General features: G+C 61.1%; 24 protein-coding genes. 10 read left to right on the top strand and 14 right to left on the bottom strand.

Annotated elements, in window-relative coordinates:
- Positions 1–32: 32 nt before the first annotated feature.
- The gene (locus WA943_RS08270) at positions 33–641 is read right to left on the bottom strand and encodes a helix-turn-helix domain-containing protein (RefSeq protein ID WP_424469384.1); all 609 of its coding nucleotides are present in this window, start codon (positions 639–641) and stop codon (positions 33–35) included.
- A gap of 101 nt (positions 642–742) precedes the next feature.
- Here WA943_RS08270 and WA943_RS08265 point away from each other — a divergent pair, with 101 nt between their 5' ends.
- Positions 743–1,495, top strand: coding sequence for a sulfite exporter TauE/SafE family protein (locus WA943_RS08265; protein WP_424469383.1), 753 nt, complete (start codon positions 743–745; stop codon positions 1,493–1,495).
- Between the two features lie 100 nt (positions 1,496–1,595).
- Here the strand turns inward: WA943_RS08265 and WA943_RS08260 are convergent, their stop codons facing one another.
- Positions 1,596–1,943, bottom strand: a complete 348-nt coding sequence (locus tag WA943_RS08260) for a RidA family protein (protein WP_424469382.1) — start codon at positions 1,941–1,943, stop codon at positions 1,596–1,598.
- A gap of 186 nt (positions 1,944–2,129) precedes the next feature.
- The gene (locus WA943_RS08255; protein WP_424469381.1) at positions 2,130–2,486 is read right to left on the bottom strand and encodes an HU family DNA-binding protein; all 357 of its coding nucleotides are present in this window, start codon (positions 2,484–2,486) and stop codon (positions 2,130–2,132) included.
- On the opposite strand from WA943_RS08255, the gene WA943_RS08250 reads away from it, so the two are divergent.
- The 4 genes from WA943_RS08250 to mazG all read left to right on the top strand — a co-directional run bounded on the left by WA943_RS08250 (position 2,485) and on the right by mazG (position 5,737).
- Positions 2,485–2,706 carry a hypothetical protein gene (locus WA943_RS08250; RefSeq protein ID WP_424469380.1) on the top strand — a complete coding sequence of 74 codons (222 nt, stop codon included), beginning with the start codon at positions 2,485–2,487 and terminating at the stop codon, positions 2,704–2,706. The two genes, WA943_RS08255 and WA943_RS08250, sit on opposite strands and share 2 nt — an antisense overlap.
- On the top strand, positions 2,703–3,353 hold the full coding sequence (locus WA943_RS08245) for an MBL fold metallo-hydrolase (protein ID WP_424469379.1): 651 nt from the start codon (positions 2,703–2,705) through the stop codon (positions 3,351–3,353). The genes WA943_RS08250 and WA943_RS08245 overlap by 4 nt, the downstream gene beginning before the upstream one ends.
- Before the next feature lie 124 nt (positions 3,354–3,477).
- A complete protein-coding gene (locus WA943_RS08240; RefSeq protein WP_424469378.1) occupies positions 3,478–4,899 on the top strand; it encodes an MFS transporter in 1,422 nt (473 codons plus the stop codon).
- A gap of 46 nt (positions 4,900–4,945) precedes the next feature.
- Positions 4,946–5,737, top strand: coding sequence for a nucleoside triphosphate pyrophosphohydrolase (gene mazG, locus WA943_RS08235; protein ID WP_424469377.1), 792 nt, complete (start codon positions 4,946–4,948; stop codon positions 5,735–5,737).
- A gap of 5 nt (positions 5,738–5,742) precedes the next feature.
- Here the strand turns inward: mazG and WA943_RS08230 are convergent, their stop codons facing one another.
- The 8 genes from WA943_RS08230 to WA943_RS08195 all read right to left on the bottom strand — a co-directional run bounded on the left by WA943_RS08230 (position 5,743) and on the right by WA943_RS08195 (position 15,489).
- Complete coding sequence (locus WA943_RS08230) at positions 5,743–6,567, bottom strand: inositol monophosphatase family protein (RefSeq protein WP_424469376.1); 825 nt, start codon at positions 6,565–6,567, stop codon at positions 5,743–5,745.
- A complete protein-coding gene (gene hflX / locus WA943_RS08225; protein ID WP_424469375.1) occupies positions 6,564–7,946 on the bottom strand; it encodes a GTPase HflX in 1,383 nt (460 codons plus the stop codon). The genes WA943_RS08230 and hflX overlap by 4 nt, the downstream gene beginning before the upstream one ends.
- A 30-nt stretch (positions 7,947–7,976) precedes the next feature.
- On the bottom strand, positions 7,977–8,225 hold the full coding sequence (gene hfq / locus WA943_RS08220) for an RNA chaperone Hfq (protein ID WP_424469374.1): 249 nt from the start codon (positions 8,223–8,225) through the stop codon (positions 7,977–7,979).
- Positions 8,226–8,428: 203 nt separating this feature from the next.
- The gene (locus WA943_RS08215) at positions 8,429–9,286 is read right to left on the bottom strand and encodes a D-amino-acid transaminase (RefSeq protein WP_424469373.1); all 858 of its coding nucleotides are present in this window, start codon (positions 9,284–9,286) and stop codon (positions 8,429–8,431) included.
- A gap of 20 nt (positions 9,287–9,306) precedes the next feature.
- Entirely contained in the window at positions 9,307–10,701 is a 1,395-nt protein-coding gene (locus tag WA943_RS08210; RefSeq protein ID WP_424469372.1) for a sigma-54-dependent transcriptional regulator, read from the bottom strand.
- Positions 10,691–12,985, bottom strand: a complete 2,295-nt coding sequence (locus WA943_RS08205) for an ATP-binding protein (RefSeq protein ID WP_424469371.1) — start codon at positions 12,983–12,985, stop codon at positions 10,691–10,693. Before WA943_RS08205 ends, WA943_RS08210 begins: the two co-directional genes overlap by 11 nt.
- 189 nt (positions 12,986–13,174) lie before the next feature.
- Positions 13,175–15,103 carry a hypothetical protein gene (locus WA943_RS08200; RefSeq protein ID WP_424469370.1) on the bottom strand — a complete coding sequence of 643 codons (1,929 nt, stop codon included), beginning with the start codon at positions 15,101–15,103 and terminating at the stop codon, positions 13,175–13,177.
- A 41-nt stretch (positions 15,104–15,144) separates the two neighbouring features.
- Positions 15,145–15,489 (bottom strand): hypothetical protein, encoded by a 345-nt coding sequence (locus WA943_RS08195; RefSeq protein ID WP_424469369.1) that lies wholly within the window; start codon positions 15,487–15,489, stop codon positions 15,145–15,147.
- Positions 15,490–15,630: 141 nt separating this feature from the next.
- Between WA943_RS08195 and WA943_RS08190 the strand changes: the two genes are divergently transcribed.
- Positions 15,631–16,608 carry a LysR family transcriptional regulator gene (locus WA943_RS08190; protein WP_424469368.1) on the top strand — a complete coding sequence of 326 codons (978 nt, stop codon included), beginning with the start codon at positions 15,631–15,633 and terminating at the stop codon, positions 16,606–16,608.
- Between the two features lie 134 nt (positions 16,609–16,742).
- Here WA943_RS08190 and ntrC read toward each other — a convergent pair whose 3' ends face one another.
- From ntrC to dusB, 3 genes are read right to left on the bottom strand one after another with little or no spacing between them, the layout of a single operon-like run.
- A complete protein-coding gene (gene ntrC, locus WA943_RS08185; RefSeq protein ID WP_424469367.1) occupies positions 16,743–18,185 on the bottom strand; it encodes a nitrogen regulation protein NR(I) in 1,443 nt (480 codons plus the stop codon).
- A 16-nt stretch (positions 18,186–18,201) separates the two neighbouring features.
- On the bottom strand, positions 18,202–19,323 hold the full coding sequence (locus WA943_RS08180; RefSeq protein ID WP_424469366.1) for a two-component system sensor histidine kinase NtrB: 1,122 nt from the start codon (positions 19,321–19,323) through the stop codon (positions 18,202–18,204).
- The gene (dusB, locus tag WA943_RS08175; RefSeq protein ID WP_424469365.1) at positions 19,323–20,342 is read right to left on the bottom strand and encodes a tRNA dihydrouridine synthase DusB; all 1,020 of its coding nucleotides are present in this window, start codon (positions 20,340–20,342) and stop codon (positions 19,323–19,325) included. The genes WA943_RS08180 and dusB overlap by 1 nt, the downstream gene beginning before the upstream one ends.
- 161 nt (positions 20,343–20,503) lie before the next feature.
- On the opposite strand from dusB, the gene WA943_RS08170 reads away from it, so the two are divergent.
- The 4 genes from WA943_RS08170 (at position 20,504) to WA943_RS08155 (ending at position 23,477) form a co-directional block, all read left to right on the top strand.
- The gene (locus tag WA943_RS08170; protein ID WP_424469364.1) at positions 20,504–21,274 is read left to right on the top strand and encodes a class I SAM-dependent methyltransferase; all 771 of its coding nucleotides are present in this window, start codon (positions 20,504–20,506) and stop codon (positions 21,272–21,274) included.
- A gap of 63 nt (positions 21,275–21,337) precedes the next feature.
- Positions 21,338–22,486 carry a bifunctional 2-C-methyl-D-erythritol 4-phosphate cytidylyltransferase/2-C-methyl-D-erythritol 2,4-cyclodiphosphate synthase gene (locus WA943_RS08165; protein ID WP_424469363.1) on the top strand — a complete coding sequence of 383 codons (1,149 nt, stop codon included), beginning with the start codon at positions 21,338–21,340 and terminating at the stop codon, positions 22,484–22,486.
- On the top strand, positions 22,486–22,983 hold the full coding sequence (locus WA943_RS08160; RefSeq protein WP_424469362.1) for a phosphatidylglycerophosphatase A family protein: 498 nt from the start codon (positions 22,486–22,488) through the stop codon (positions 22,981–22,983). Before WA943_RS08165 ends, WA943_RS08160 begins: the two co-directional genes overlap by 1 nt.
- A complete protein-coding gene (locus WA943_RS08155; protein WP_424469361.1) occupies positions 22,983–23,477 on the top strand; it encodes a CinA family protein in 495 nt (164 codons plus the stop codon). The genes WA943_RS08160 and WA943_RS08155 overlap by 1 nt, the downstream gene beginning before the upstream one ends.
- Positions 23,478–23,479: the final 2 nt, after the last annotated feature.

Below are 23,479 nucleotides of genomic sequence, written 5' to 3'. Positions count from 1 at the left end.
CTGTCCTGCAAATGCGTTGTCGTTACTGGATGTCAGTAAGAAGGCGGCGTCATGATCCAGAGCACGCGCGTGTCGACCTGGCCCGGGTTGTGGCAACGGTGCGGACCTGAGCGACGAAAGGTGAAACTGTCACCCGGCGAGAGCAGGAAGTGCTGCCCCTCAACCCAGAGTTCCAGAACGCCTTCAAGAACGAGGCCGGCCTCTTCGCCTTTACGAATGCGGTCTTCTTCACCCGTCCAGCTACCGGGCTTGAAGGTCGTCATGATGAGTTCCAGAGCGCCGGACAAATTCGGCGAAAGCAGTTCCTCGTGAACGCCGGTATCGCCAAAGGTCAACGAACGCCGATTGTCGCGACGGACGATGAAATCGCGCTCCCCTTCGGGAACTTCGCGACCGCCGTGGAAAAACCAGCTCACTTGAACGCCAAGCGCATCGGCAATTTTCTGAAGCGTCGGAATCGACACCGATGAGATGTTCCGCTCGACCTGACTGAGATAGCCGACCGAGCGGCCTATCCTGTCGGCGAGTTCCACAATCGTGCAGCCCCGCGCCTTCCGAAGATCCCTGATCTGGTCGCCAATTTTGGATTCGCCGGACGTCCGGGGTTCCGGAACCGGGCTTGGTTGGGTCGGCTGGGCCACGAAACCTCACATGAAAGAAATTTCACTGAAATGAAATTCTGATTGAATAATTTCATATGGAGGTATAGCTGTCACCCCCGAAAAACATGCGGGAGCCAAAAATGTTGTCTTTTGGTGTGGTCGAGCTGACGGCGAGCATGGCGATCGTGCTTATCGCGGGAATCGTCCGCGGCTGGTCCGGATTCGCCTTCGCCATCGTCTCGGGAGCCGGCCTCACCTTCGTTCTTCCACCTCAGGCGTTCGTTCCCATCGTGCTCGTCATTGAGCTTGTGCTCGGGTTGAAACTGGTTCCGAAGGAAATGAAGAACTGCGCCTGGCCGACCATCAACCCGATGGTTCTCGGTGCTGCGGCGGGCACCGTCATCGGGGTCATCTTGCTGCACGACCTGCCCGTGCTGCTTTGCAAGGTTCTTCTTGGCGTCGCCATTCTGGGGTCGACGCTCACAATGTTGCGGGCGCCCCAACTCAGTCTGGGTCCGGCACGCTGGATGCCTGTAGCAGCCGGCTCTTTGTCAGGCTTCATGAATGGCGCTTTCGCCATGGGCGGGCCACCTGCGGTCCTCTTTCTGTCCGCGCGCCTGCCCGATGCGCCTCGCTTGCGCGGCTCGATCATCCTGTATTTCTTTGTGATCGATATCGTCGCCATCGCCTATCTCGCAGCGACGGACGGGCTCAACACGCAAATCTTCCTGCATGCGGCAATGCTTATCCCCGCATCGCTGGTCGGTGTTGAAATTGGAAAACGCGTCTATGATCGCGTCCCGCCGGAACGCTTCCGCCCGACATTGTTGGCAGGCCTCTCGCTCATCGGGCTGATGCTCATCGCGAGTGGCGGCATAGGGCTTATGGGTTGACGCCCCCAAAATGCCTGGAGCGCTTTCCTCAATAAAATCCGTATACGAATGATCTACTCCATGCGCCGCCTCGAAATGAGGACGCATGGAGTTAGGTCGATCAGATCGCCGCTGTGACCTGCACTTCGACCTTCCATTCAGGTCGCACCAGCGGCGACTGAATGCAGGCGCGTGCAGGCGGGTTTGCCGGATCGATCCAGCTGTCCCACACTTCGTTGAAGGGCGCATAGTCGGCCATATCGGCAAGGAAGATTTGCGCGAAGAGCAGCTTGGACTTGTCCGTGCCTGCGGCAGCCAGCAATTCGTCGATCTGTTTCAGGACTTGTTCCGACTGGCCCTTGATCGACGCCGGACCGTCAACCGCAACCTGACCGGCCAGAATGACCCGATCGCCATGCACGACGCCTTCGCTCATCCGCTTGCCGGGGCTCAGCCGCTTGATCGCCATTTTTGAAATCCCTGTTTGCAGGCCCGCGAGCAACTGCGCCCCAAGGCCAGAAGGTCGTTTTGATAGCAGCCCCGCCAAGCGTACCGCAACGACAAAACAAAAAGGCGGTTCCGAAGAACCGCCTTTCGCGACAACCGTAAAGCTGTCGTGTCTTTCAGACTATCCGGCGAGCGGATCAGAAAGCGATCAGATCGCTTCCTTCAGATCCTTCGCGACGCGGAAGGCGACTTTCTTCGACGCCTTGATCTTGATGGCTTCGCCCGTGGCAGGGTTGCGGCCCATGCGCGCGGCGCGCTTGCGAACTGCGAGAATGCCAAGGCCGGTGATGCGAACCTTGTTCCCCTTCTTCAGGTTTTTGACCGTCAGCGCGACAAAGTCCTCGAACAAGGCGGCGGTCGCCTTTTTCGACATTTCATGGGTCTCAGCCAGCTCTGCGATGATCTTCGAGAGCGGGATGGTGACTTGAGCGGCAGCTTTTGCAGCAGGCTTTGCAGCGGGAGCGGCAGCCTTTGCGGCAGTTTTTGCGGCAGGTTTTGTGGCCATGATTGATGATTCGTCCTTGGTGGAAGCTGCAGCTATCTTTCACAAGTTTGTGCAAAACACCAAGAGTTTGCTGTGCCCCAAGGCTTCTTTCGTTCGTGTAATGCCCTTTTATGCACAGATTTCGGGGCAAAAACGCGAAAAAGCCCGTCAACATTGGACATCCGCGATGCGGCTGCCTAGTTTGCTTCACCCCGAAATTGAACATGCGCGGCACGAATGAGTCTCAAGGCAGCGATTCTTCCAGTCACTCCGTTCCAGCAAAACTGCACCTTGCTGTGGAACGACGAGACCATGCGCGGCGCGGTGAGCGACCCCGGCGGCGACCTCGACCGCATCATGCAGACCGTCAGCGAGCTGGGTATAACGCTCGAAAAGATACTGCTCACGCACGGCCATCTCGACCATGCCGCCGCCGCGGGAGAGCTTGCCGCGCGCCTCGATATTCCGATTGAGGGGCCGCACAGAGACGACTTGTTCCTGATCTCCGAATTGCCCGCGCAGAGCGAAAAATATGGCTTTCCGCCCGTCCCCGGGTTCGAGCCGAACCGCTGGCTCGAGAATGGCGATACGGTTGAAGTCGCCGGTCTCACCTTCGACGTGCGCCATTGCCCCGGACACACGCCCGGCCACATCGTCTTTTTTCACGAGCCCTCCCGCCTCGCCATCGTCGGCGACGTGCTCTTCAACGGCTCGATCGGTCGCACGGATTTGCCGCGCGGCGACTATCAGGCACTCATCTCGTCCATTCGCGAAAGGCTCTGGCCGCTCGGCGACGACGTGACATTTGTACCCGGCCACGGGCCGCTCTCGACCTTCGGCGCGGAGCGACGCGGCAATCCTTATGTAGCCGATGAATTATTCGCCTGACGCAGCGGCGCCTTTGCCGGTATGGGCCGTTTGAACGATAGACAAATTTCTCGCGATCGGTTCCTTTAGCGCATACAAAGAGCAAAAGCCGGCATAGACCGGCGCCAATGAGGATGCGCCTGGTATGAATGACAATCGCGTTTCGAAGCTGCAAATCGGGGCTTTCAGCCTGCCATCGATTCCAATTTCGGCTTTGGGCCTACCCCTTGTCGTCTACCTGCCGGCCTTCTATTCGCAAGATGTGGGACTGAGCCTCACCCTCGTCGGCATGATCTTCATGCTGGTGCGCCTGGGCGACGTGCTCGTCGATCCGCTTGTCGGCGTCTTCACCGATAAGTTCCCGGCACGCTGGGGCCGCAGACGTCACTGGCTCGTCATCTCCGTGCCTCTGCTGATGATCTCCTGCTATCTACTTTTCATGCCGCTTCCCGGCGCTGGCCCCATCTATCTGACGATCGTCCTCTTCATCGTCTATTGCGGCTATTCGCTGAGTTCGATCACCCACATGTCATGGGGCGCCGAGCTTTCCAACGATTACAACGAGCGCTCGACCATTCAGGGCGCGCGCGAATTCGCGCTGATCTTCGGCATGTTCACCGTGCTCACCCTGCCCGCCATTATCGAGAACTCGGCGGGCGGACATGGCGACGGCTTCATGAAAATGTCGGCCATGGGCTGGTTCATCATCATCCTTCTGCCTGTGACAATCGGCATTGCCGTGCGCATGGTGGGCGAGCGGACGCATGTCAAACCGGCGCATCACGTCCCCTTTGCGGAAGCATGGGGCGTCATCATCCGCGACAAGATCCTTCAGCGCATGCTGATCGCCGACCTCTTCGTCGCCATAGCGCCGAGCATCACCGGCGCGCTCTACATCTTCTTCACAGCGCATGTCTTTGGCCTCGCCAAATCCGCGAGCCTGCTGCTGCTCATCTATTTCGTCGCCGGCTTTGTCGGCGTGCCCTTCTGGATCAAGATCGCGCACAGGATCGGCAAGCATCGCGCCTTGTCGATTGCCATGATCTATGGCGCCGTGGTCCTGCCGATCGTGCTGCTGTTCCCGCGCGGCGAATTCTGGTGGCTCTTTCTGGGCTTTACGCTTTACGGGCTGGCCTATGGCGCGGGCTCATTCCTGCTGCGCTCGGTCATGGCGGACGTCACCGACTACGACAATCTGCAAACGGGCCAGCAGCGCACGGGGCTTTATTTCTCGCTGTTGAGCCTCACCGGCAAAGTCGGCAGCGCGCTCGCCGTCGGCATCACCTATCCGATCCTCGATCTCATCGGCTTCGACGCCAAGGGCGTGAATACGCCTGAGACGCTGAACCAGCTCGCTGCCCTCTATGTCGTGCTGCCGTCGCTCTTCATGCTCGCAGCCGCTGCCGTCATGTGGAAATTCCCGCTCGATCGGGCCGCACAGGAAGATATTCGCCGCAAGCTCACCGAGCGCGACGCCGCACATGCCGAGAATCCCCTGACCGAAGCTGCGGCGGCAGTCGTGGACGTCGGCACGGCAGGCGGTCTCGTAGACAAGCCGGCAGACTGACGCCATTCAGGAGGCTCCGCTGAGCGCCGACACAGCCGACAAACCGATGCAGATCGACGCTCTGCTGGCGATCATGGCGAAGTTGCGCTCGCCCGACGGCGGTTGCCCCTGGGACCTTGAGCAAAACTTCGCGACCATCGCGCCCTATACGATCGAGGAGGCTTACGAAGTCGCCGATGCGATCGAGAGCGGCGACATGGATGAGCTTCGCGACGAGCTGGGCGATCTGCTTTTGCAGGTCGTCTTCCACGCGCAAATGGCGCGCGAGGCTGGCGTATTCACGTTTGAGGATGTCGTCCGGGCGATCTGCGAGAAAATGATCCGTCGCCACCCGCATGTTTTTGGCGATGAGAGCGCACGTTCCGCAGGAACCGTTGCGGGTCGATGGGAAGAAATCAAGGCCGAGGAAAAGGCCATGAAGGGCAAGCCTGCGCGTGCCAGCATTCTCGACGATGTGCCGCTCGCCCTGCCCGCGCTTTCACGCGCGCTGAAGCTTCAGAAACGCGCAGCGCAAGTCGGTTTCGACTGGCCGGGCACCGCGGAAGTCCTCGACAAGCTCAATGAGGAGATGCTGGAGCTTTCCCACGAGGTCGCCAAGGGCGGCGAGCACGACCGGCTGGAAGACGAACTGGGCGACATGCTTTTCGTTTACGCAAATCTTGCACGCCATCTCAAGGTCGATCCCGAGGCTGCCTTGCGCCGCGCCAACGCAAAGTTCCGCCGCCGCTTCGGGCGGATCGAGGAAATGCTTGCAGCACAAGGCCGCGAGCCTTCGCAATCAAGCCTGGATGAAATGGATGCAATGTGGAACGAGGCTAAACGCGAAGAGCGCGAATAGCTGCATCAGACTGCGTTGCGGATGGCCGCAGCAAATCGCTGCCAACCCTCTTCGTCACGAGCGGCCAGATGCGGCGCGGCGAGTGTCGCGGGCATATAGTCGGCACCCGCATCCAGACTGCGCAACACGCCGCCCGCTTCGCGCAGGATCAGCGATCCCGGCGCATGATCCCATGGCATCATGCGGTTATAAGTGACGAGATCATGCGCGCCGCGCGCCAAGCTCACATAGTCCCATGCCGAACAGAGATAGGTCGATTTACGCGGCACCGTATCTGCGAAAAGCTCGACCCGGTCGCGCCACTCCTCGGCCATGAACCGAACGTTGAAGGCGCCCGAAATCCTCGATACATCGTTTGCGGAACGTCCGGCAAAAAGCCGTTGGACAGTGTCGCCGGAATGCCAGAAGGCACCTGCCCCTTCTTCCGCCACGGCAAGATCGCCCGAGAGCGGAAAATAGATCCAGGCGCTGCGCACCCGGCCCTTGTTCACCAGCGCAATCATCACGCCGAAGGTCTCCCGGCCCGCCACGAAATTGCCCGTTCCGTCGATGGGGTCGACAGTCCAGAACGGCGCATCGCTTTGCGCCAGTGACAGTTTCTTTGGGTCGGCAGCGGCGGCCTCCTCGCCAAGCACCATGGAGCCCGGCAGAAGCGCCTCAAGACGCGGGCTCAACCACAGCTCCGCGTCACGGTCGGCGATAGTCACATAGTCGCCCTTGGATTTTTCCTCGATATCCCCATCCGTCAGCAGACGGAAGCGCGGCAGGATTTCCCGCGCGGCAACCTCCCGCATCAGATCGGCAACCTCATCAACCAGAGCAGACATCATTCCGCTGCCTTTACGGCGGCGATAGACATGCGGGCCTGCAAGCCGGGAAAGCGCTTCTCCAGCCGTCCAAGTTCGGCCTCAGGCAAGCTCACATCAAGCGTCGTGGACCCGTCCTCGCCGACATCGCGACGACGCACCTGCCCATGCTCATGGAACCATGCCAGCGCCTCGCCTTCGCCCGCCTGCAAGGTGATGTGAACGGGCACACCCTTGTCGATGATGAGAGTATCGATCAATGCCAGCAGCGCATCGACGCCTTCGCCGGTCAGTGCAGACACGGCAACCGTCAGAGGCGCCCGCTCCGCACTATTGACGACGGCATCGTGGCGAGCCTCATCGAGGCTGTCGATCTTGTTCAGCACTTCGACGAGAGGGCGCGGCACGCCCTCCACCTTTTCGCCCACGAGGCCGAGCGACGCGAGAACCGCTTCTACGTCCGCTTTCTGAATATCGCTTTCTTCATGCGCAGCATCGCGCACATGCAGAACGACCTCGGCTTCGAGAACCTCTTCAAGCGTGGCTCGGAATGCGGCGACCAGATGCGTCGGCAGATCCGAAATGAAGCCGACCGTATCCGACAGGATGATCTTGCGTCCGCTCGGCAGCGCGACCGCACGCATTGTCGGATCAAGCGTCGCAAATAGAAGGTTTTCCGCAAAGACACCCGCCGCCGTCAGACGATTGAACAGCGTCGACTTGCCCGCATTCGTGTAGCCCACAAGAGCAACAATCGGATACGGCACCTCGCGGCGTGTCTTGCGATGAAGTTCGCGCGTGCGCTTCACCTGATCGAGCTGGTTCTCGATCTTGGCGATGCGTTCCTGAATGACGCGCCTGTCGGCTTCGATCTGGGTTTCGCCCGGGCCGCCAAGAAAGCCGAAGCCGCCGCGCTGGCGCTCCAGATGTGTCCAACTGCGGACAAGGCGGCTTTTCTGGTAATTCAGATGAGCAAGCTCGACCTGCAGTGAGCCTTCGCGCGTATTTGCGCGCTCCCCGAAAATTTCGAGGATGAGGCCCGTGCGGTCGAGGATTTTGAGGTTCCAGGCTTTTTCGAGGTTGCGCTGCTGCACAGGCGAAAGATGCCCGTCCACAATGACAAGCTCGACTTGCAGCTCTTCGAAAAGCCCCTTCAGCTCATCAACCTTGCCTTCGCCGATCAGCGTCGCAGGCCGCGCGCCTACGATCGGCGCCACGGCCGTGCCGACAATGTCCAGATGAATGGCGGCGGCAAGGCCCACAGCCTCCTCGAGACGCGCCTCCTGCGAACGCAAGGGTCTACCGCGCTTTCGTGCATCATGCTCGGCTGACTTCAACCAAGGAACGAGCACGAAAGCGCGCGTCGCGTCGCGCGATGGGCCGACTAAGGTCTCATTACTCAAAAGCTGGTCTCACGACTCCGGAAAAGAGGTTCAAGCCTCTTCGCCGCTTCCACCCGGCTCGAAGAGCTGGACTGGCGAAGCTGGCATAATTGTCGATATGGCGTGCTTGTACACGAGTTGCGAGTGGCCATCTCGACGCAGCAGCACACAAAAATTGTCGAACCACGTCACGACGCCCTGAAGCTTCACGCCATTGACCAGAAAAATCGTCAGCGTGACCTTATGCTTCCGCACATGGTTCAGGAACGTATCCTGCAAGTTATGAGTCTTCTCACTCATGGGTAAACCCCATTGTCGCATTGGGTTGGGCCAGCTCAACCGCACCGGCTGGCCTCATCATATATTGTCTTTGCCCCGGCGGGGCGAAAGGTGCGGCCTAAGTACAATCTGGGCTAATTAAGAATTGCTGCAAGTGCGAATTCGCTTCAACAGGTCGTTATGGTCATTTTTTCTTCTGTCGGCGGGCGGACGACCGTCCAAACTCAGCTTAATACGCCACTGGCGGCATAGGCCCGGCGCAGGCGCATGGTAGTCGAGCCCGGCGCGCCATTGCCGATCACCATGTCGTCGACGCGAATGACGGGAATGATGATAGCCGTCGAAGCGCTGACAAAGGCCTCGCGAGCGGTCCGCGCCTCATCCACCGTGAAGGGTCGCTCGACAATCTCGATACCCTCCCGGGCTGCCGCTTCAAGGAGCACATGCCGGGTAATTCCGCCCAGAATGTCCGCGCTCAACGGCCTCGTGACGACGCGCCCGTCCTTGTCCACGATCCAGGCATTGGTCGAAGAGCCCTCAGTAATGAAACCGTCCGGATCGACAAGCCATGCCTCATAAGCACCCGCCTCGCGGGCGGTTTGCTTGGCCAGAATATTGGCAAGCAGCGATACGGATTTGATGTCGCGCCGCGCCCAACGCTGGTCGGGCATTGTCATGACGGCAACGCCCTTCTCCACCGCCGCCGCGACACGCGCCTCATTCAGGCGTTTCGCGGTGATGACGATGGCGGGCTTTATCCCCGCGGGCGGAAACGGATGATCGCGAGGCGCGACGCCGCGCGTCACCTGACAATAGATCATGCCGTTGGCAACCTCGTTTCGCTTCACGACCTCGCGCAAGACAATGCGGAGCGCGGCAAGGCTCATGGGCATCGGGATGCGAAGCTCGCTCAAGGAGCGCTGGAGACGCCCCAGATGCAGCTCCTCATCCATGAGCATGCCGCCGCGCACGCCGCAAACTTCGTAAACGCCATCGGAGAACTGGTAGCCACGATCCTCGATATGGACGCCCGCCTCGGCATGACGAACATATCGACCATTCACATAAGCGATGCGAGACAAGATGGCTCCCCGGTTCACATTCAGGCGATGATATCTGCGCGGCTCGTCGTTGCGACACCAAGCGACTTCAGCTTGCGATGCAGCGCCGAACGCTCCATGCCGATAAAGGCAGCGGTGCGCGAGATATTGCCGCCGAAGCGGCTGATCTGCGCCATCAGATATTCACGCTCGAACGTCTCGCGTGCTTCGCGCAGCGGCAGCGCCATGATGTGTTCCCCGCCTGCGCCATTGACGGTGATCTGCGCAGACGAACCAACCTCGGCGGGCAACATGTCCGCCGTGACGATGCCCGCAGGATCGCCGGAGCTAAGGATAAGGAGGCGCTCCACATTGTTGCGAAGCTGGCGGATATTGCCCGGCCAATCATGCGCCTGAAGCGCCGCCATCGCATCTTCCGAAATGATGCGAGCAGGAAGGCCCGTCGTCTTGGAAATCAGCCCCATGAAATAATCGACGAGCAGCGGGATATCTTCGCGCCGCGTCGAAAGCGGCGGCACCTGGATCGGCACGACATTCAGGCGATGAAACAGATCTTCGCGGAAACGGCCCTTGGCGATCTCCTCGGTGAGATCGCGGCTCGAAGATGAGACGACGCGAACATCAACCTTCACCTTCGGCCCGCCGCCAACGCGCTCAAAAGTCTGATCCACCAGAACGCGCAAAATCTTGCTCTGCGTTTCGATGGGCATTTCAGCGACTTCATCGAGGAAGAGCGTGCCGCCATGCGCCTGTTCGAAGACGCCGACCTTGCGCGGTCCGGCCGCCGACGCCTCGGTGCCGAAGAGTTCGCTCTCCATACGCTCAGGCGCCATGGTGGCCGTGTTGATGGCAACGAATGAATGCGCGGCACGGCGTGAGCGCGAATGCAGCAGCCGCGCCACGACCTCCTTGCCAGCACCCGACGGTCCCGTGATGAGCACGCGGCTGCCGGTCGGTGCGACCTTGTCGATGATCTGGCGCACATGGGCGACAGCGGCCGAAACGCCGATCAGCGTCGTGTCGTCGCCGACGCGAACGCGCAATTCGTCATTCTCGCGGCGCAGACGATAAGCCTCGAGAGCGCGGCGAACGATGAGAATGAGGCGATCGGCCTTGAACGGCTTTTCGATAAAGTCGTAAGCGCCCTTCTTGATCGCCGAAACCGCCGTCTCGACGTTGCCATGCCCGCTGATGATCACGACCGGCAGATCGGGATGCCGCTCGTGGATGACATCAAGAAGCTCCAGCCCGTCAAGGCGGCTCCCCTGAAGCCAGATGTCGAGCACCAGAAGACCTGGCCTCCGCGCCTCGATGGCTGCCAACGCACCGTCGCTGTCACCGGCGACGCGCGTGTCGTAACCCTCGTCGTTCAGAATGCCGGCAACGAGTTCGCGAATATCCGCTTCATCGTCGACGATCAGAATCTCAGATGTCATGCACTGCCTCGTTCAGCTCGTTCGTCTCGGTCGTCTCGGTCGTCTCTTGATGCAGGCGCGGGAAAGAAAGACGCACGCGCGCGCCGCTCTCCCAGCCTTCTGACGCTGGCGCGTCTTCCAGCCACAATGTGCCGCCATGGTCTTCCATCACCTTGTTGACGATGGCCAACCCAAGCCCGGTGCCTTTGATACGGGTCGTCATATAGGGTTCGGTCAAACGCGTGCGGTTGGCCTGCGGCAAGCCACAGCCTGAATCCGTGACGACGATGGAAACAAGATCCGGCGCTTCCGTCAGTTGAACGAGAATGCGGCCGAGCTCGCCTTCCTCGACATCCTGATCGCCATGCTCCGCTGCGTTGTGGCCGCGAATGGCCTCCGCCGCATTCTTCAGAATATTGGTCAGCGCCTGACTGACCAGCCGCCCGTCGCAATCGAGCCATACGGATGTCAGCGGCAGATCGAGGACATATTCGATCTCGGGATGCCCCACGCGCTGAAGAAACGCCGCCTGACGGACGACTTCATTCAGCTCGACAGGTTTCATGACGGCAGATGGCATGCGCGCGAACGAGGAAAACTCGTCCACCATGCGGCCAATGTCACCCACCTGACGAATGATCGTGTCGGTGCATTGCTGGAAAACTTCCGGGTCGGTCAGAATTTCCTTGCTGTATTTGCGCCTCAGGCGCTCCGCCGATAGCTGAATCGGCGTCAGCGGATTTTTGATTTCATGCGCGATACGCCGCGCCACATCGGCCCAGGCGGAGGTCCGCTGCGCGCTGACAAGCTCCGTGATGTCGTCAAATGTCAGCACGAAGCCGCCAAGACCCGAATCCGTTACTTCGCTCGTCACGCGAATGCTGAGCATGCGCTCGCGGCCTTCACGCTGAATCGCTATCTGGGTTTGCGCACGGCGCTCGGGATGCGCCTGCGCTTCGCTCACAACCTCGGCCATCTCGGGGACTGCAACGGCGATATCGCGGCCCACAAGATCGGCATCCACGCTGCCGAAGAAGCGCGATGCGGCCCTGTTCGCGTGATTGATGCGGCCTTCATTATCGAGGCCCAACACGCCCGCGCTGACGCCGGAAAGCACGGCTTCGGTGAATTGCCGCCGCTGGTCGAGCTGGTGATTTGCCTCGATCAGATCGTTGCGCTGACTTTCAAGCTGGCTCGTCATGCGATTGAAGGCGCTGCTCAGCACGTCAAGCTCATCGCCCGTCTCGCCAGGCTCGACGCGCGCACCCAGATCACCACTTGAAACGCGCTCCGCGGCCTCGACCAGCTTGCCTATGGGGTCGACAATCCGGTTCGACGCCCACAGACCCAGCCAGACAGCCGCAAGCAGCGTCACCAGCGCGACGGCAACGTAGATAAGCGCAAATGTGACCTGAAATGTTATTCGCCGCTGCTCAAGGCTCTTATATTCGCTCATCGCCTCGCGCGTCTGGGCAAGATGCTCGAGAACGCGGGAATCGACGGGCCGGGCCACGTAGAGAAACGTGTCGTCAAGGGATGGCAGCTTGACCAGCGCCCGGATCTGATCGACCGCGTCGACGGTGAAGAGCACCGCCTCCCCCTTGCTGGCAGCCGCAAACTGCTCCGGCGATGGAATGCCGATGGCGGGCAGCCCGGCGATGCTCGCCCGCGCCAACACACGGCCCTTGGAGTTGATGAGATAGGCGGCGGGCAGCGAACGAAGTGCCGCCTGTGTCCCGACAAGCTCCTGAAAACGCTCGGGCGTTGAAGCCAGATATGGCGCCGCGCGATCGAGGTCGGTCGCCATGGCCAGCGTATCGCCACGCAGGACGTGCTGATGCTCGCTCAGATAGGCCTCGGCGACCGTCTGGGCGTTGGAGATGATGACCTGTGTGCGCTGGCTGAACCAGGCGTCCAGTCCCCGGTTGAGCGTCACAGCCGCAAAGACCGCGACGATGATGGCGGGCATTACGGCAACGATGGAGAACATGGCGACGAGGCGCGCATGGAGCTTTGCCCCCGCCGCGCCGCTCACCCGTGCAATGATGATCCGAACCACGCGCCAGCAAATGAGCGCGAAGAGGGTCAGAACAATCGCGAGGTTTCCGAGCAACAGCGCAATGACGAGGCCGCGGCTCGGCGGCAATGGCGCAAGCCCGGTCAGCGTCATGTAGGTGAACGAGCCAAGCAGAATCGCGACGATCGCCAGACCGATCGCCAGCGTGCCCGAAAACCCTCTGCGGGAAAAAAGTCGCCAGAGCCGGTTGTCCCAGCTTGTCCTGTCGACGCGTTCTACTGTCGTCATTTCCCGTCCTGGACCCGGTCATAGTTCCGGCGGCGGGCACGAAACAGCATGATCGACGGTGACCAAGCCCAAATTTCCCGTGCCAAATGCGCCACATGCCACTAACGGCAAGGGCCATTGTGGCCTACAGAACACGCCCGATCAACAGGAATGTGACAAGTTTACCACGCCTTATGTGGATTGCCCCCGTTATTGGGTGAGTTTGACAATGATCCGGGTGCGTCCCGTCAGATCGACGGTCAATGCTGCTTTCCCTTCCCCGCTCGCGGTGAAGCGCCCGGGTTCGGCACCTTCGACCAGATAATCCGCACCCGCCCGAAGGCGTTCGAGCGTGATTTGTTGGGGGCCAGGCACGGCACCGGGATGGAGGACAAGGTCCAGATCGTCGCCATTGCTGAACGCCCGGGCGACAAGAACGTCAGGATATCTGGCCCGTGCGAGAACGGGACCGGCCAGCGTTGCAGCCGATGGGCCTTCGACGAAGGAGCGGCGGAAATCGCCTGTCCGCATCAATCGTCCCATTACGGCATTGGTATTGGCGAGGTTCGAACCCTTGAGATAGGCCCGCACCCCGCCCTCTGTGCTCAAGCCGCAATCAAGGTCGAGGGAGCGCTGGGCGGCGTCGGCAAGTTCGTTATCCCCGAACTCGCGCGCACCGGCGAGGATCGAGGAATAGGCGGCCGTGTGGCCGGTGCTGTAATTCCCGGCGTCGATGCCCTTGCCGGGCAGACTTATCCGCAACCGCCCTTCGGCATCTCTCGTCAAGGCCGGTTCGATCTCCTTGCGCGCGATGGCCCAGAGACGCCGGGCGCGTTCGGGCGAGAAGCAATTGGCGAAATTCGCATAGCCCGCCTCGCCCACCGGAAACGGCAATTCAAAGCCGGTATGCTGCGACCGCAAACCGATAATCGAACCGCTCTCGTCGGTGAATTCCGTGTCGAGCTTGTCGAGCCAGGTGGGGAGAAATCGCGCCGTGTGTTGCGTGCCGAAGAGGCTGTCATGCACGACGAGCGAAGTCATGCCGTAGTGATTGCAGATCGGGTATATCCAGTTCGGCTCGCAGGGGAACAAACAGAACTGTGACTGATAGTGCTCATAATTCTGCACAACCGAGCCAATGATTGAGTGAAAATCATGCACATAGGCTGTGCGCTCGTTGAGCTTGAATGTGAGGCTGCCTTTTTCCGCGTAACGCCGATCGCCGCTGTTCAGCATGTACTGGCCGACATGCATTCCGAACCATCCGGTGAGCATAATGTTGTCGCGATTGGCGGGGTCGAAGTTCGTGAAATTAAGATGTCCCCAGCAAGATTCGTAAACCCAATATCCCCAGACTTTGCGCAGCAGATATTTCGAGATGAGGTTGCGCTGCGCCTCGCCCATATAGCCGGTGAAATTCGGCGTGTAGCTGCCCTGCGCAATACCGAGGGTAAAACCCATATGGTTGATCTGATAGCGCAACGCGGCGGGCTGGAACTGGTCGATGATGTTGAAGCCGTTGAACTCCTCGACGGGCTGCAGGGCGCGGTCGAGCACATAGCGCAGCGCGGCAAGATCATCGGCTGACATTTCGCGCGCGGCGGCGTCCGGCACGGCGGCGGTCCGCGCCTCGACCTCGGCAAGCGAGGCCGGAAGGAAACCCGTGCGGGCGACGAATTTCTGCCTGTCTTTTTCACGCCGCTTCTCGCCGCGACTGCGGAAATAAAATGCCGTGCCTGCCATGCAGAGCGCGACGACCACATGCGCGCCCGGCCAAGCCGTCTCAGAGGCCATGGCACCCGCGAGAAGTGCAGCACCCGCCCAAACCGTCACGGGCGCGAGCACAAGACCCGCCCAAAACCAGGCGATGAGCGAGACGACAAAAAGCATGATCGTCAGTGGAAAGAGCAATATCGCCCAGCCGCCGACGGCCGCAAAACCTGCACCCGGCATCCAGAGCCCGAGGCCGAAAGCCTGCCAGCCGGCAGACGCGCCGATGAGGACGGGCAGCAATCCGGCAAACCAGACTGCGGCATAGATCATCGCCGTGCGGCGCAGACGCGCGCTCGTCACCGGACCGTTGCCGCCTGCCCGCTTGCGCGAGAACAACGCTTCGCCGCTATGTTCGATGGTCGTCATGACGCGATCCCTCAAGTCTTATTGTTGTATGGCATGGAAATTCAGAGCGGCAGGATCTGACCGCCACGGCAGATATAGGCCATGGCGAAATCGAGACTGGCGGACTGCCCGGCGTAGGCGGACCAGCCCACGACACCGCCCGTCGCGACGACAAGCTCAAGACAGACCGCGGCAACGGCAAGACGCGGCGCGCTGAAGCGCCGCAAATGCCACGGCCGGTCAGCCACTACAGTCATCGCGCAGCCCGGTCTCCAGGAAGCGGCAAGGTCATGCGTGTCCGGCCTCGCTGCCGACACGCCGAAGACGCCGAAAACAAAGTCGCGGGCGCGGTCAAACGCGAAAACGATCTGGCCGAGCAGAAACACCGCAAATGCGCAGCACGCCATCCGACGCTCCTCCCTCACTTCTCCTCGAGCATCGTGGGCGTCATGCCGCCGCCGGTCCAATTGGAAGATTTCTCTGATTTATAAAGATCGTCTATAAATGACGGTGAGGAAGAAAGTTTTCTATGGGAGGAAAACTAACCGATGGATTTCGAAAGCAGACCGCTTCGCTGCTTCGTCGCCGTGGCTGAAGAACATTCATTCACAAAGGCGGCAGAGCGGCTGCATGTCACGCAGCCGACGCTATCCATGCAGGTGCGTGAACTTGAAAAACATCTAGGCTTCAATCTCTTCATTCGCACGACGCGGCGCATCGAGCTGACGCGCGAGGGCCGCGCCTTTCTGAGCGACGCGCGACGCATGATCGAGGAAAGCGAACGGATAAAGAGTGCGATCAAGAACCTCCGGCTTGAAAGCGCACGTCGCCTGAGCATCGGCGCTGCATTTTATACGATCGATATTCCGCAACGTGTGCAGCTCATCGAAAGCTTCATGGCGGCGCATCCTGAAATTTCCCTCGACATCGACAATCGCTGGCAAGGCGAACTCGTCGACGACCTGACGCGCAACAAACTCGATCTCGCGCTTATTATCGGCATGCCGATCTCGCGACAGGATTTCGACGCGGTGCCGACAAAACGCGACAGCAGCGAAGTGCTCTATCCAGACGATCTGAAACAGGTTGTGTTGCGACGCGAGCCGGTGGGCCTGCTCGTTCCGGTGGAATCGTCGCTCGCCACGCAGGGTGCAATCAAGCCGCACGATATTGCTGGCATGAAGATCGCCATGCTCTCGCCCGCTCATGGCGCACAGTTCTACGATCCGATTGCCGAGTTTCTTCAGCGCGCAGGCGCGGAGCTTTTCATCCCGCCAGAGGGAAACGGCATCGGCGTCGAGCGCTATGGACGCCAGTTCCGCATTCCCGCCGTTACGCTTGGATGGTTCGCCGAGCACAATACCGGACCCTCCGATATGGTGCGGCTGCCGCTGAAAGGGCTGGAGATGACGACCGCGCTGGTGCTACTCGGCGCAGCGGAGGGAATGCGCGCGCCCGCGGAAATGTTTTTCGATTTTGCGGGCGAGAAGAAGGCGGCGAGGAACAGCGTGCGACGTTCGAACTAGTCGTTGCTATACGTTCCGCTGTCATCCCGGGCTTGTGCCGGGATCCAGAGCGTCATATGCGGAGCGTGCGGCTCCTGGACCTCGGCACGAGGCCGGGGTGACATTGGTTTGTCGGATGAAGGTGCCCCGGGCCTTTACTTCAACCCGCGCACAACCTGCACCTCGAGATCGCGGAGCTTCTTGCGGAGCGTGTTGCGATTGATACCCAGCAGATGCGCGGCCTTGATCTGGTTGCCGCGCGTGGCGGCCAGCGTCATGCCGAATAGCGGCTTTTCGACTTCGCGCAATATGCGGTCGTAAAGGCCGGGCGGCGGCAATGTATCGCCAGCGCTGGCAAACAGGCGGTTCAGCGCCCGCTCGACGGATGAGGTCAGCGGCTCGTCGGTCGGCACCTGCTCGGATGGCCTTCCGAAATCAGGCTCGGCCAACTCGCCCGCAAGCACCGAAGCGCCTATCGTCTCTTCCGTATAGAGAGCAGCGAGACGGCGAACGAGGTTTTCAAGTTCGCGCACATTACCCGGCCAGCGATAGTGCTTGATGAGTTCCATGCCTTCCGCATCGATGGTCTTGGGCGGCAAGCCATCGGCTTCCGCCTGCGCCAGAAAATGCCGGACCAGATCGGGAATGTCTTCCGTCCGCTCGCGCAATGGGGGCAGACGGATCGGCACGACATTCAGGCGGAAAAACAGGTCTTCGCGAAAGAGGCCGAGATTGATGAGCTGGCGCAAATCGCGATTGGTCGCGGCGACGATGCGCACATCGGTCTTGATCGGCGTGCGCCCGCCAACGGTCGTATATTCGCCCTGCTGAAGCACGCGCAAAAGCCGCGTCTGCGCCTCCATCGGCATGTCGCCGATTTCGTCGAGAAAGAGCGTGCCGCTTTCGGCCTGCTCGAAACGCCCCGTGGCGCGCTGGCTCGCACCGGTGAAAGCGCCCTTCTCATGGCCGAACAATTCGCTTTCGATCAACTCGCGCGGGATGGCCGCCATATTGATCGCGACGAAAGGACCGTTGCGGCGCTTGCCATAATCATGCAGTGCGCGAGCGACAAGCTCCTTGCCGGTGCCACTTTCGCCCGAGATCATCACCGTGAGGTCGGTCTGCATCAACCGCGCGAGAACGCGGTAGATGTCCTGCATCGCGGGCGAGCGGCCGATGAGCGGAATCTTGTCGTCTTCGGGCAATGTCGAGCGCGGCACTCCCCTGTCGCGCGGCGCGGTGAGCGCGCGGTCGACGACGCGGATCAGCTCATTGAGATCGAAGGGTTTGGGGAGATATTCATATGCGCCGCGTTCGGCGGCCATGATCGCGGTCTTCAACGTATTCTGCGCGCTCATCACGATGATCGGAAGTTCCGGTCGCGCGCGCTTGATGCGCGGAATGAGATCGAAGGCGTTTTCATCGGGCATCACGACATCGGTGATGATGAGATCGCCATCGCCCTGCGCAACCCAGCGCCACAGCGTCGCCGCATTGCTCGTCGCGCGCACATCATAACCAACGCGGCCGAGCGCCTGATTGAGCACGGTGCGAATTGCCGCGTCGTCGTCTGCCAGGAGAATTGTGCCGCTCGCCATATAAAACCTGTTCCTGTTACAGCTTGCTCGAAGTGAATGTTTCGCCCGTATGCATGGGCAGAAGGACGCGGAAAATCGTCCGCCGCGGCTGGCTTTCGCATTCGACGATGCCGCCATGATCGCCGATGATCTTTGCGACAAGGGCAAGGCCAAGACCGGTGCCGGACGACTTCGTCGTCACGAAGGGATCGAAGAGATGCGGCATCAGATCGTTTGGAACACCTGCGCCATCGTCGATGACGCAGATTTCAAGCGGCAGGCTCACGCGATCCCGGCTGCCCGGCATGGAAAGGCGAACGCCCGGCCTGTAGGCGGTCGTCAGAATGATCTCGCCCTCCGGCCCGCCGATTGCTTCAGCTGCATTCTTGACGAGATTGAGAAACACCTGAATCAACTGATCCTTGTCGCCCAGAACCGCTGGCAGAGAAGGATCGTATTCCTCATGAATTTTGATGCCATGCGCAAAGCCCGTCGCGGCAAGCTGCTTCACATGGCCGAGTACGAGATGGATGTTGACCGGCTCGCGCGGCACGGGGCGCTCGTCGGAGAAAACCTCCATGCGGTCGACCAGTTTGCAAATGCGATCCGTCTCGTCGCAGATCAGCCGTGTCAATGTGCGGTCATCGCTACTGGCATTCAGCTCAAGCAACTGTGCTGCGCCGCGAATGCCCGATAGCGGGTTCTTGATTTCATGCGCAAGAATTGCCGCCATGCCGGTGACGGAACGCGCCGCGCCTCTATGCGTGAGCTGACGATCCATCTTATGCGCCATGGTGCGCACCTGAAGGATCAGCAGAACGCGGCCGGGATATTCGTTGACCGGCGTGACCTGAATATCGACGGCGCGCTCGCCGGATTTCGGCGTGCCGATTTCGACGCCATATTCATTGACTGAAACGCCATGCTCCAGAACCTGCTCGATCAGCGAGAGGACCGGACTGCCGAAGGCGACGACCTCGCGCAACGGGTGATGCAGAAGAACGGCGGCGCTGGCTGCAAAAAACTGCTCGGCGCTGTCATTCACATATTCGATGCGCAGATCGCGATCGACCATGATGACAGGATGAGGCATGGCGTTGAGGATCGCTGCCGCTTCCGGCAAGGCTTGCGTCGATGCGGGCCTGGCGATCCGGGCCATCACGCAGCCTCGCTCGCGACGGTTGCGGCGGCGTCTTCCGCGCGCTCATAGAAGCGGGAAAGCCTGGCGAGAACGGCAAGCGGCTCGCGCATCCGCACGACTTCGTTTTTCACCGCCATCGCATCGTCGGGGAAAGCGCGCGAGGCTTCTTCGAGGTACCAGACGAGATGCTTGCGCGCCATGCGCATGCCAAGCTCATGCCCGTAATGGGAAAGCATGTCACGATAATGCGCGGCGACGATACGCCCCTGCTCCGCCCATGACGGCGCGGCAAGATGCTCGCCCGTTGCGAGGTAATGCGCGACCTGCGCGAGGAACCACGGACGGCCCTGCGCGCCGCGCCCGATCATCACGCCGTCAGCGCCGGACTCTGCGAGAATTTGTTTTGCGTCTTCGCAACTCGTCACGTCGCCATTGGCGATGACGGGGATGGAGACGGCTTCCTTGACGCGAGCGATGAAGCCCCAATCGGCGCGGCCTTTGTAAAACTGGCAGCGCGTGCGCCCATGCACCGTCACCATCTTGACGCCTGCGGCCTCGGCGCGGCGAGCAAGCTCCGGCGCGTTGCGCGTCTCGTGGTCCCAGCCTGTACGCATCTTCAGCGTCACCGGGACCGAGACGGCGCCGACGGTCGCCTCGACAAGGGTGAGCGCGTGATCGAGATTTCGCATGAGGGCCGAGCCGGAAAGGCCCGATGTCACGGTCTTGGCCGGGCAGCCCATATTGATGTCGATGATCTGCGCGCCCGCCGCCTGCGCCAGCCGCGCGCCTTCCGCCATCCAGTGAGGCTCACGGCCTGCGAGTTGGATCACCAGCGGATCGACCTCGCCTGCCCCGGCAGCGCGGCGAACCACATCGGGCCGCGCGCGAACGAGTTCATCGCTCGCGACCATTTCGGAAACGACCAGTCCGGCCCCGAGGTTATTCGCGCAGCGCCGGAACGGCAGGTCGGTGATGCCTGCCATGGGTGCGAGCAAAACCGGCGTTGCAAGCGTGTGGGGGCCGATGGATATGGTCAAAATATAGGCACCAATGGGGGCTGCACAAATTTTCAACAATCTACCGCAAGTGCGAAGAGCGCACAAGTGGATCAGTCTCTTATCCCCGGATAGCGCTAAGGAACTACAATCCTTTGATCTGTTTTAGATCGACGCGGCGGATGTAGCGAAGGCGGGGCCTGATGAGCGACATATTGTTTTCTTCCGGCCTGATCGAGCCGAGGTCAACCCCCGTCATTTGCGACGGCGTGGATGAAGCCAAGGCCCGGATGAGCGCCATCATCGCCCGGCAATTTGGAAACAGGCGAGGGATCTCCGTTCTCGAAGCGGGCGGCGGGTCGCTGAGCCGGGTCGACCTCGATGATGATGCCGTTGTGACCGTGATCGACATTTCGCGCGAGCAGCTTGAGCGGAACACCTATGCGGCGCACAAGATTTTGGGCGATTTGCATACCGAGAAACTGCCCGCGCGAGGCTACGACCTCATCATTTGCTGGGATGTGCTCGAGCATCTCGACGATCCGGCGCTGGTCTTCGCCAATTTCCTCAATGCGATCAAACCGGGCGGATTGATTGTCGTGGCGGCGCCCAATCCGAATTCCCTGTCCGGCATGATTACGAAGTTCACGCCGCATTGGTTCCACGTTCTGGTGTTGCGGCACCTGTTCAAGCTGACAATGGCAGGACAGCCGGGCTATCCGCCCTTCCCGACTTTCATGCGCTATTCGATGTACCCTGAGCAGCTTCGGCGCGTGGCCATATCGGAAAGCGGCGATGCGACCGCGCTCATCTATTACGAGTCGTCGCGCCGGGCGGCGCTGCGGAGGAAAAGCCCCTTTGTCGGCAGGCTTTATGATCTGACGATTGCCGCCTGCCGCATCGCCAGCTTCGGCAGGATCAGGCTCGAACTCAGCGACTATATTTTTCTGGTTTCTCCCACCGGCCAGCGCTGATTTAACCCCGCCCGCAGCCGTTTCGGCTTGCGCCCGCCCGCTCCGAATGCGACAGACCTTTATATGACTGTCGCGGCACTCATAGTCGCCGCCGGCCGGGGCACACGCGCCGGGCCGGGCGGGCCGAAGCAATACCGGATGCTAGCGGGCGAGCCCGTGCTGCGCCGAGCGCTGGCCGCATTCGCAACGCATCCGGGCATCGACATTGTGCTGGCCGTGATCCATCCAGACGACCGCGAGGCTTATGAAGCGGCGGCGGCGGGATTGCCGAAACTCGCACCCCTATGTCTTGGCGGCGCAACGCGGCAGGCTTCCGTTCGCCTCGGCCTTGAAATGCTGGAAACGCTGAAACCGTCACGCGTGCTCATCCATGACGGCGCGCGGCCGCTGGTCAGCCCCGGCATCATCTCGCGCAGCATCGAGGCGCTTGATGCACATGCGGGCGCGCTGGTCGCATTGCCGATCACCGATACGGTGCGGCGCGCAAGCGACGGGTTTGCGGGCGAAACGATACCGCGTGACGGGCTGTGGCGCGCGCAGACGCCGCAGGCATTTCATTTTGCGGCTATTCTCGACGCGCATCGCAAGGCGGCGGGCGCAGAACTGACAGACGATGTGGCAGTCGCCGCAAGCGCTGGCATCCCGGTCGCGATGATCGAGGGGGACGAGGCCAATATGAAGATCACCAGCGCCGACGATCTTGCGCGCGCCGAACGGCTTCTGATGAACGGCGGCGAGACGCGCACGGGGTCCGGCTATGACGTCCATCGCTTCGGACCCGGCGATCACGTCATGCTTTGCGGTGTGCCGGTGCCGCATACGCATGGGCTTGTCGGCCATTCCGATGCCGATGTGGGATTGCACGCGCTGACCGACGCGATACTGGGCGCGCTCGGCCAAGGCGATATCGGGCAACATTTCCCGCCAAGCGATCCGCAATGGAAGGGCGCGTCGTCGGACCGCTTTCTAGCCCATGCCGCAAAACTCGCGCGAGACGCGGGCGCGCGCATCGTCCATGTCGACGTCACATTCATCTGTGAACGTCCTAAAATCGGACCGCAGCGCGAAGCCATGCGCGCGCGCGTTGCCGATATTCTCGACCTGAACATGGATCGCGTCAGCATCAAGGCGACGACGACCGAAGGGCTTGGCTTTACAGGCCGCAGCGAGGGGCTCGCCGCGCAAGCGCTCGCGACGCTCAGTTTCCGCTGATGGCGTGGCTCGCCCCGCTCCCCGCATCTCTGCGCCTTCGCGATCCGGTCGCACTCATCGCCACATGGTTCGGCTCCGGCCTTCTGCCGAAAGCGCCGGGCACATGGGGCTCGCTTGCCGCATTGCCGCCCGCGCTGCTCATTGCGCATTTCGGTGGCGCATTGGCGCTTGTCGTTGCGGCCTGCATTGCTTTCGCCCTGGGCACATGGGCGGCGGGACGCTATGCGCAAGCCGCGGGTCGCCCCGATCCGTCGCAAGTGGTGATCGATGAAGTGGCCGCGCAATGGCTGGTGCTGGCCATGATGCCGGTGACGCCGCTCGCATGGGCTGCGGCTTTTGTCAGCTTTCGTATCTTCGATGTGCTGAAGCCCTGGCCGGTGAGCCTCGCCGACCGCAAGATCAAGGGCGGCTTCGGCATCATGTTCGACGACATAATCGCCGCCGCCTATGCAATGATGGTGCTGCTTGTCTTGCGCAAATTCGTCGAGGGCTTCTGATGTCGATATTTCCCCGTCCGCTGGTACAACGCGCCGAGCTTCTGCTCGCCGATTGTCGCGATGCAAAGGTCAAGATCGCGACGGCGGAATCCTGCACGGGCGGCCTCATCGCCGCGCTGCTCACGGAAATACCCGGCTCCTCCGATGTCGTGGAGCGCGGCTTCGTCACCTATTCCAATGAAGCCAAACGGGATTCGCTCGGCGTGCCCGGCGACCTGATTGCGGATTTCGGCGCAGTCAGCGAGCCGGTGGCGCGCGCCATGGCCGAAGGCGCGCTCAACAATTCACGCGCGCAGATTTCCGTGTCGGTCACGGGCGTTGCCGGTCCCGGCGGCGGCACGGCGCTGAAGCCGGTCGGTCTCGTTCACTTCGGCGCCGCACGCCGTGGACGCAGAATTATCCACGAGATGCAGCGCTTCGGCGATATAGGCCGCGAAGAAATCCGCATGAAGAGCGTCGAGTTCGCGCTCGAACTGCTGAAGCGGATGCTCTGAGG

Origin of the sequence: Parvibaculum sp. (assembly GCF_049651025.1) — a bacterium.
Classification (GTDB): domain Bacteria; phylum Pseudomonadota; class Alphaproteobacteria; order Parvibaculales; family Parvibaculaceae; genus Parvibaculum.
The sequence above is the reverse complement of the archived record's forward strand: the minus strand, read 5'-3'. Positions and strand labels throughout refer to the sequence as shown.

Bases quoted from the DNA above. Each gene is read 5' to 3' on its own strand.
- ntrC (WP_424469367.1), bottom strand. From the start codon at position 18,185: ATGGCGAGCGGCACAATTCTCCTGGCAGACGACGACGCGGCAATTCGC.
- WA943_RS08230 (WP_424469376.1), bottom strand. From the start codon at position 6,567: ATGATGTCTGCTCTGGTTGATGAGGTTGCCGATCTGATGCGGGAGGTT.
- WA943_RS08165 (WP_424469363.1), top strand. From the start codon at position 21,338: ATGACTGTCGCGGCACTCATAGTCGCCGCCGGCCGGGGCACACGCGCC.
- WA943_RS08240 (WP_424469378.1), top strand. From the start codon at position 3,478: ATGAATGACAATCGCGTTTCGAAGCTGCAAATCGGGGCTTTCAGCCTG.
- WA943_RS08255 (WP_424469381.1), bottom strand. From the start codon at position 2,486: ATGGCCACAAAACCTGCCGCAAAAACTGCCGCAAAGGCTGCCGCTCCC.
- hfq (WP_424469374.1), bottom strand. From the start codon at position 8,225: ATGAGTGAGAAGACTCATAACTTGCAGGATACGTTCCTGAACCATGTG.
- WA943_RS08195 (WP_424469369.1), bottom strand. From the start codon at position 15,489: ATGGCGTGCTGCGCATTTGCGGTGTTTCTGCTCGGCCAGATCGTTTTC.
- WA943_RS08155 (WP_424469361.1), top strand. From the start codon at position 22,983: ATGTCGATATTTCCCCGTCCGCTGGTACAACGCGCCGAGCTTCTGCTC.
- WA943_RS08180 (WP_424469366.1), bottom strand. From the start codon at position 19,323: ATGGCCCGGATCGCCAGGCCCGCATCGACGCAAGCCTTGCCGGAAGCG.
- WA943_RS08260 (WP_424469382.1), bottom strand. From the start codon at position 1,943: ATGGCGATCAAGCGGCTGAGCCCCGGCAAGCGGATGAGCGAAGGCGTC.
- WA943_RS08210 (WP_424469372.1), bottom strand. From the start codon at position 10,701: ATGACATCTGAGATTCTGATCGTCGACGATGAAGCGGATATTCGCGAA.
- WA943_RS08160 (WP_424469362.1), top strand. From the start codon at position 22,486: ATGGCGTGGCTCGCCCCGCTCCCCGCATCTCTGCGCCTTCGCGATCCG.
- mazG (WP_424469377.1), top strand. From the start codon at position 4,946: ATGCAGATCGACGCTCTGCTGGCGATCATGGCGAAGTTGCGCTCGCCC.
- WA943_RS08245 (WP_424469379.1), top strand. From the start codon at position 2,703: ATGAGTCTCAAGGCAGCGATTCTTCCAGTCACTCCGTTCCAGCAAAAC.
- WA943_RS08205 (WP_424469371.1), bottom strand. From the start codon at position 12,985: ATGACGACAGTAGAACGCGTCGACAGGACAAGCTGGGACAACCGGCTC.
- WA943_RS08200 (WP_424469370.1), bottom strand. From the start codon at position 15,103: ATGACGACCATCGAACATAGCGGCGAAGCGTTGTTCTCGCGCAAGCGG.
- WA943_RS08250 (WP_424469380.1), top strand. From the start codon at position 2,485: ATGATTGATGATTCGTCCTTGGTGGAAGCTGCAGCTATCTTTCACAAG.
- WA943_RS08170 (WP_424469364.1), top strand. From the start codon at position 20,504: ATGAGCGACATATTGTTTTCTTCCGGCCTGATCGAGCCGAGGTCAACC.
- WA943_RS08190 (WP_424469368.1), top strand. From the start codon at position 15,631: ATGGATTTCGAAAGCAGACCGCTTCGCTGCTTCGTCGCCGTGGCTGAA.
- WA943_RS08265 (WP_424469383.1), top strand. From the start codon at position 743: ATGTTGTCTTTTGGTGTGGTCGAGCTGACGGCGAGCATGGCGATCGTG.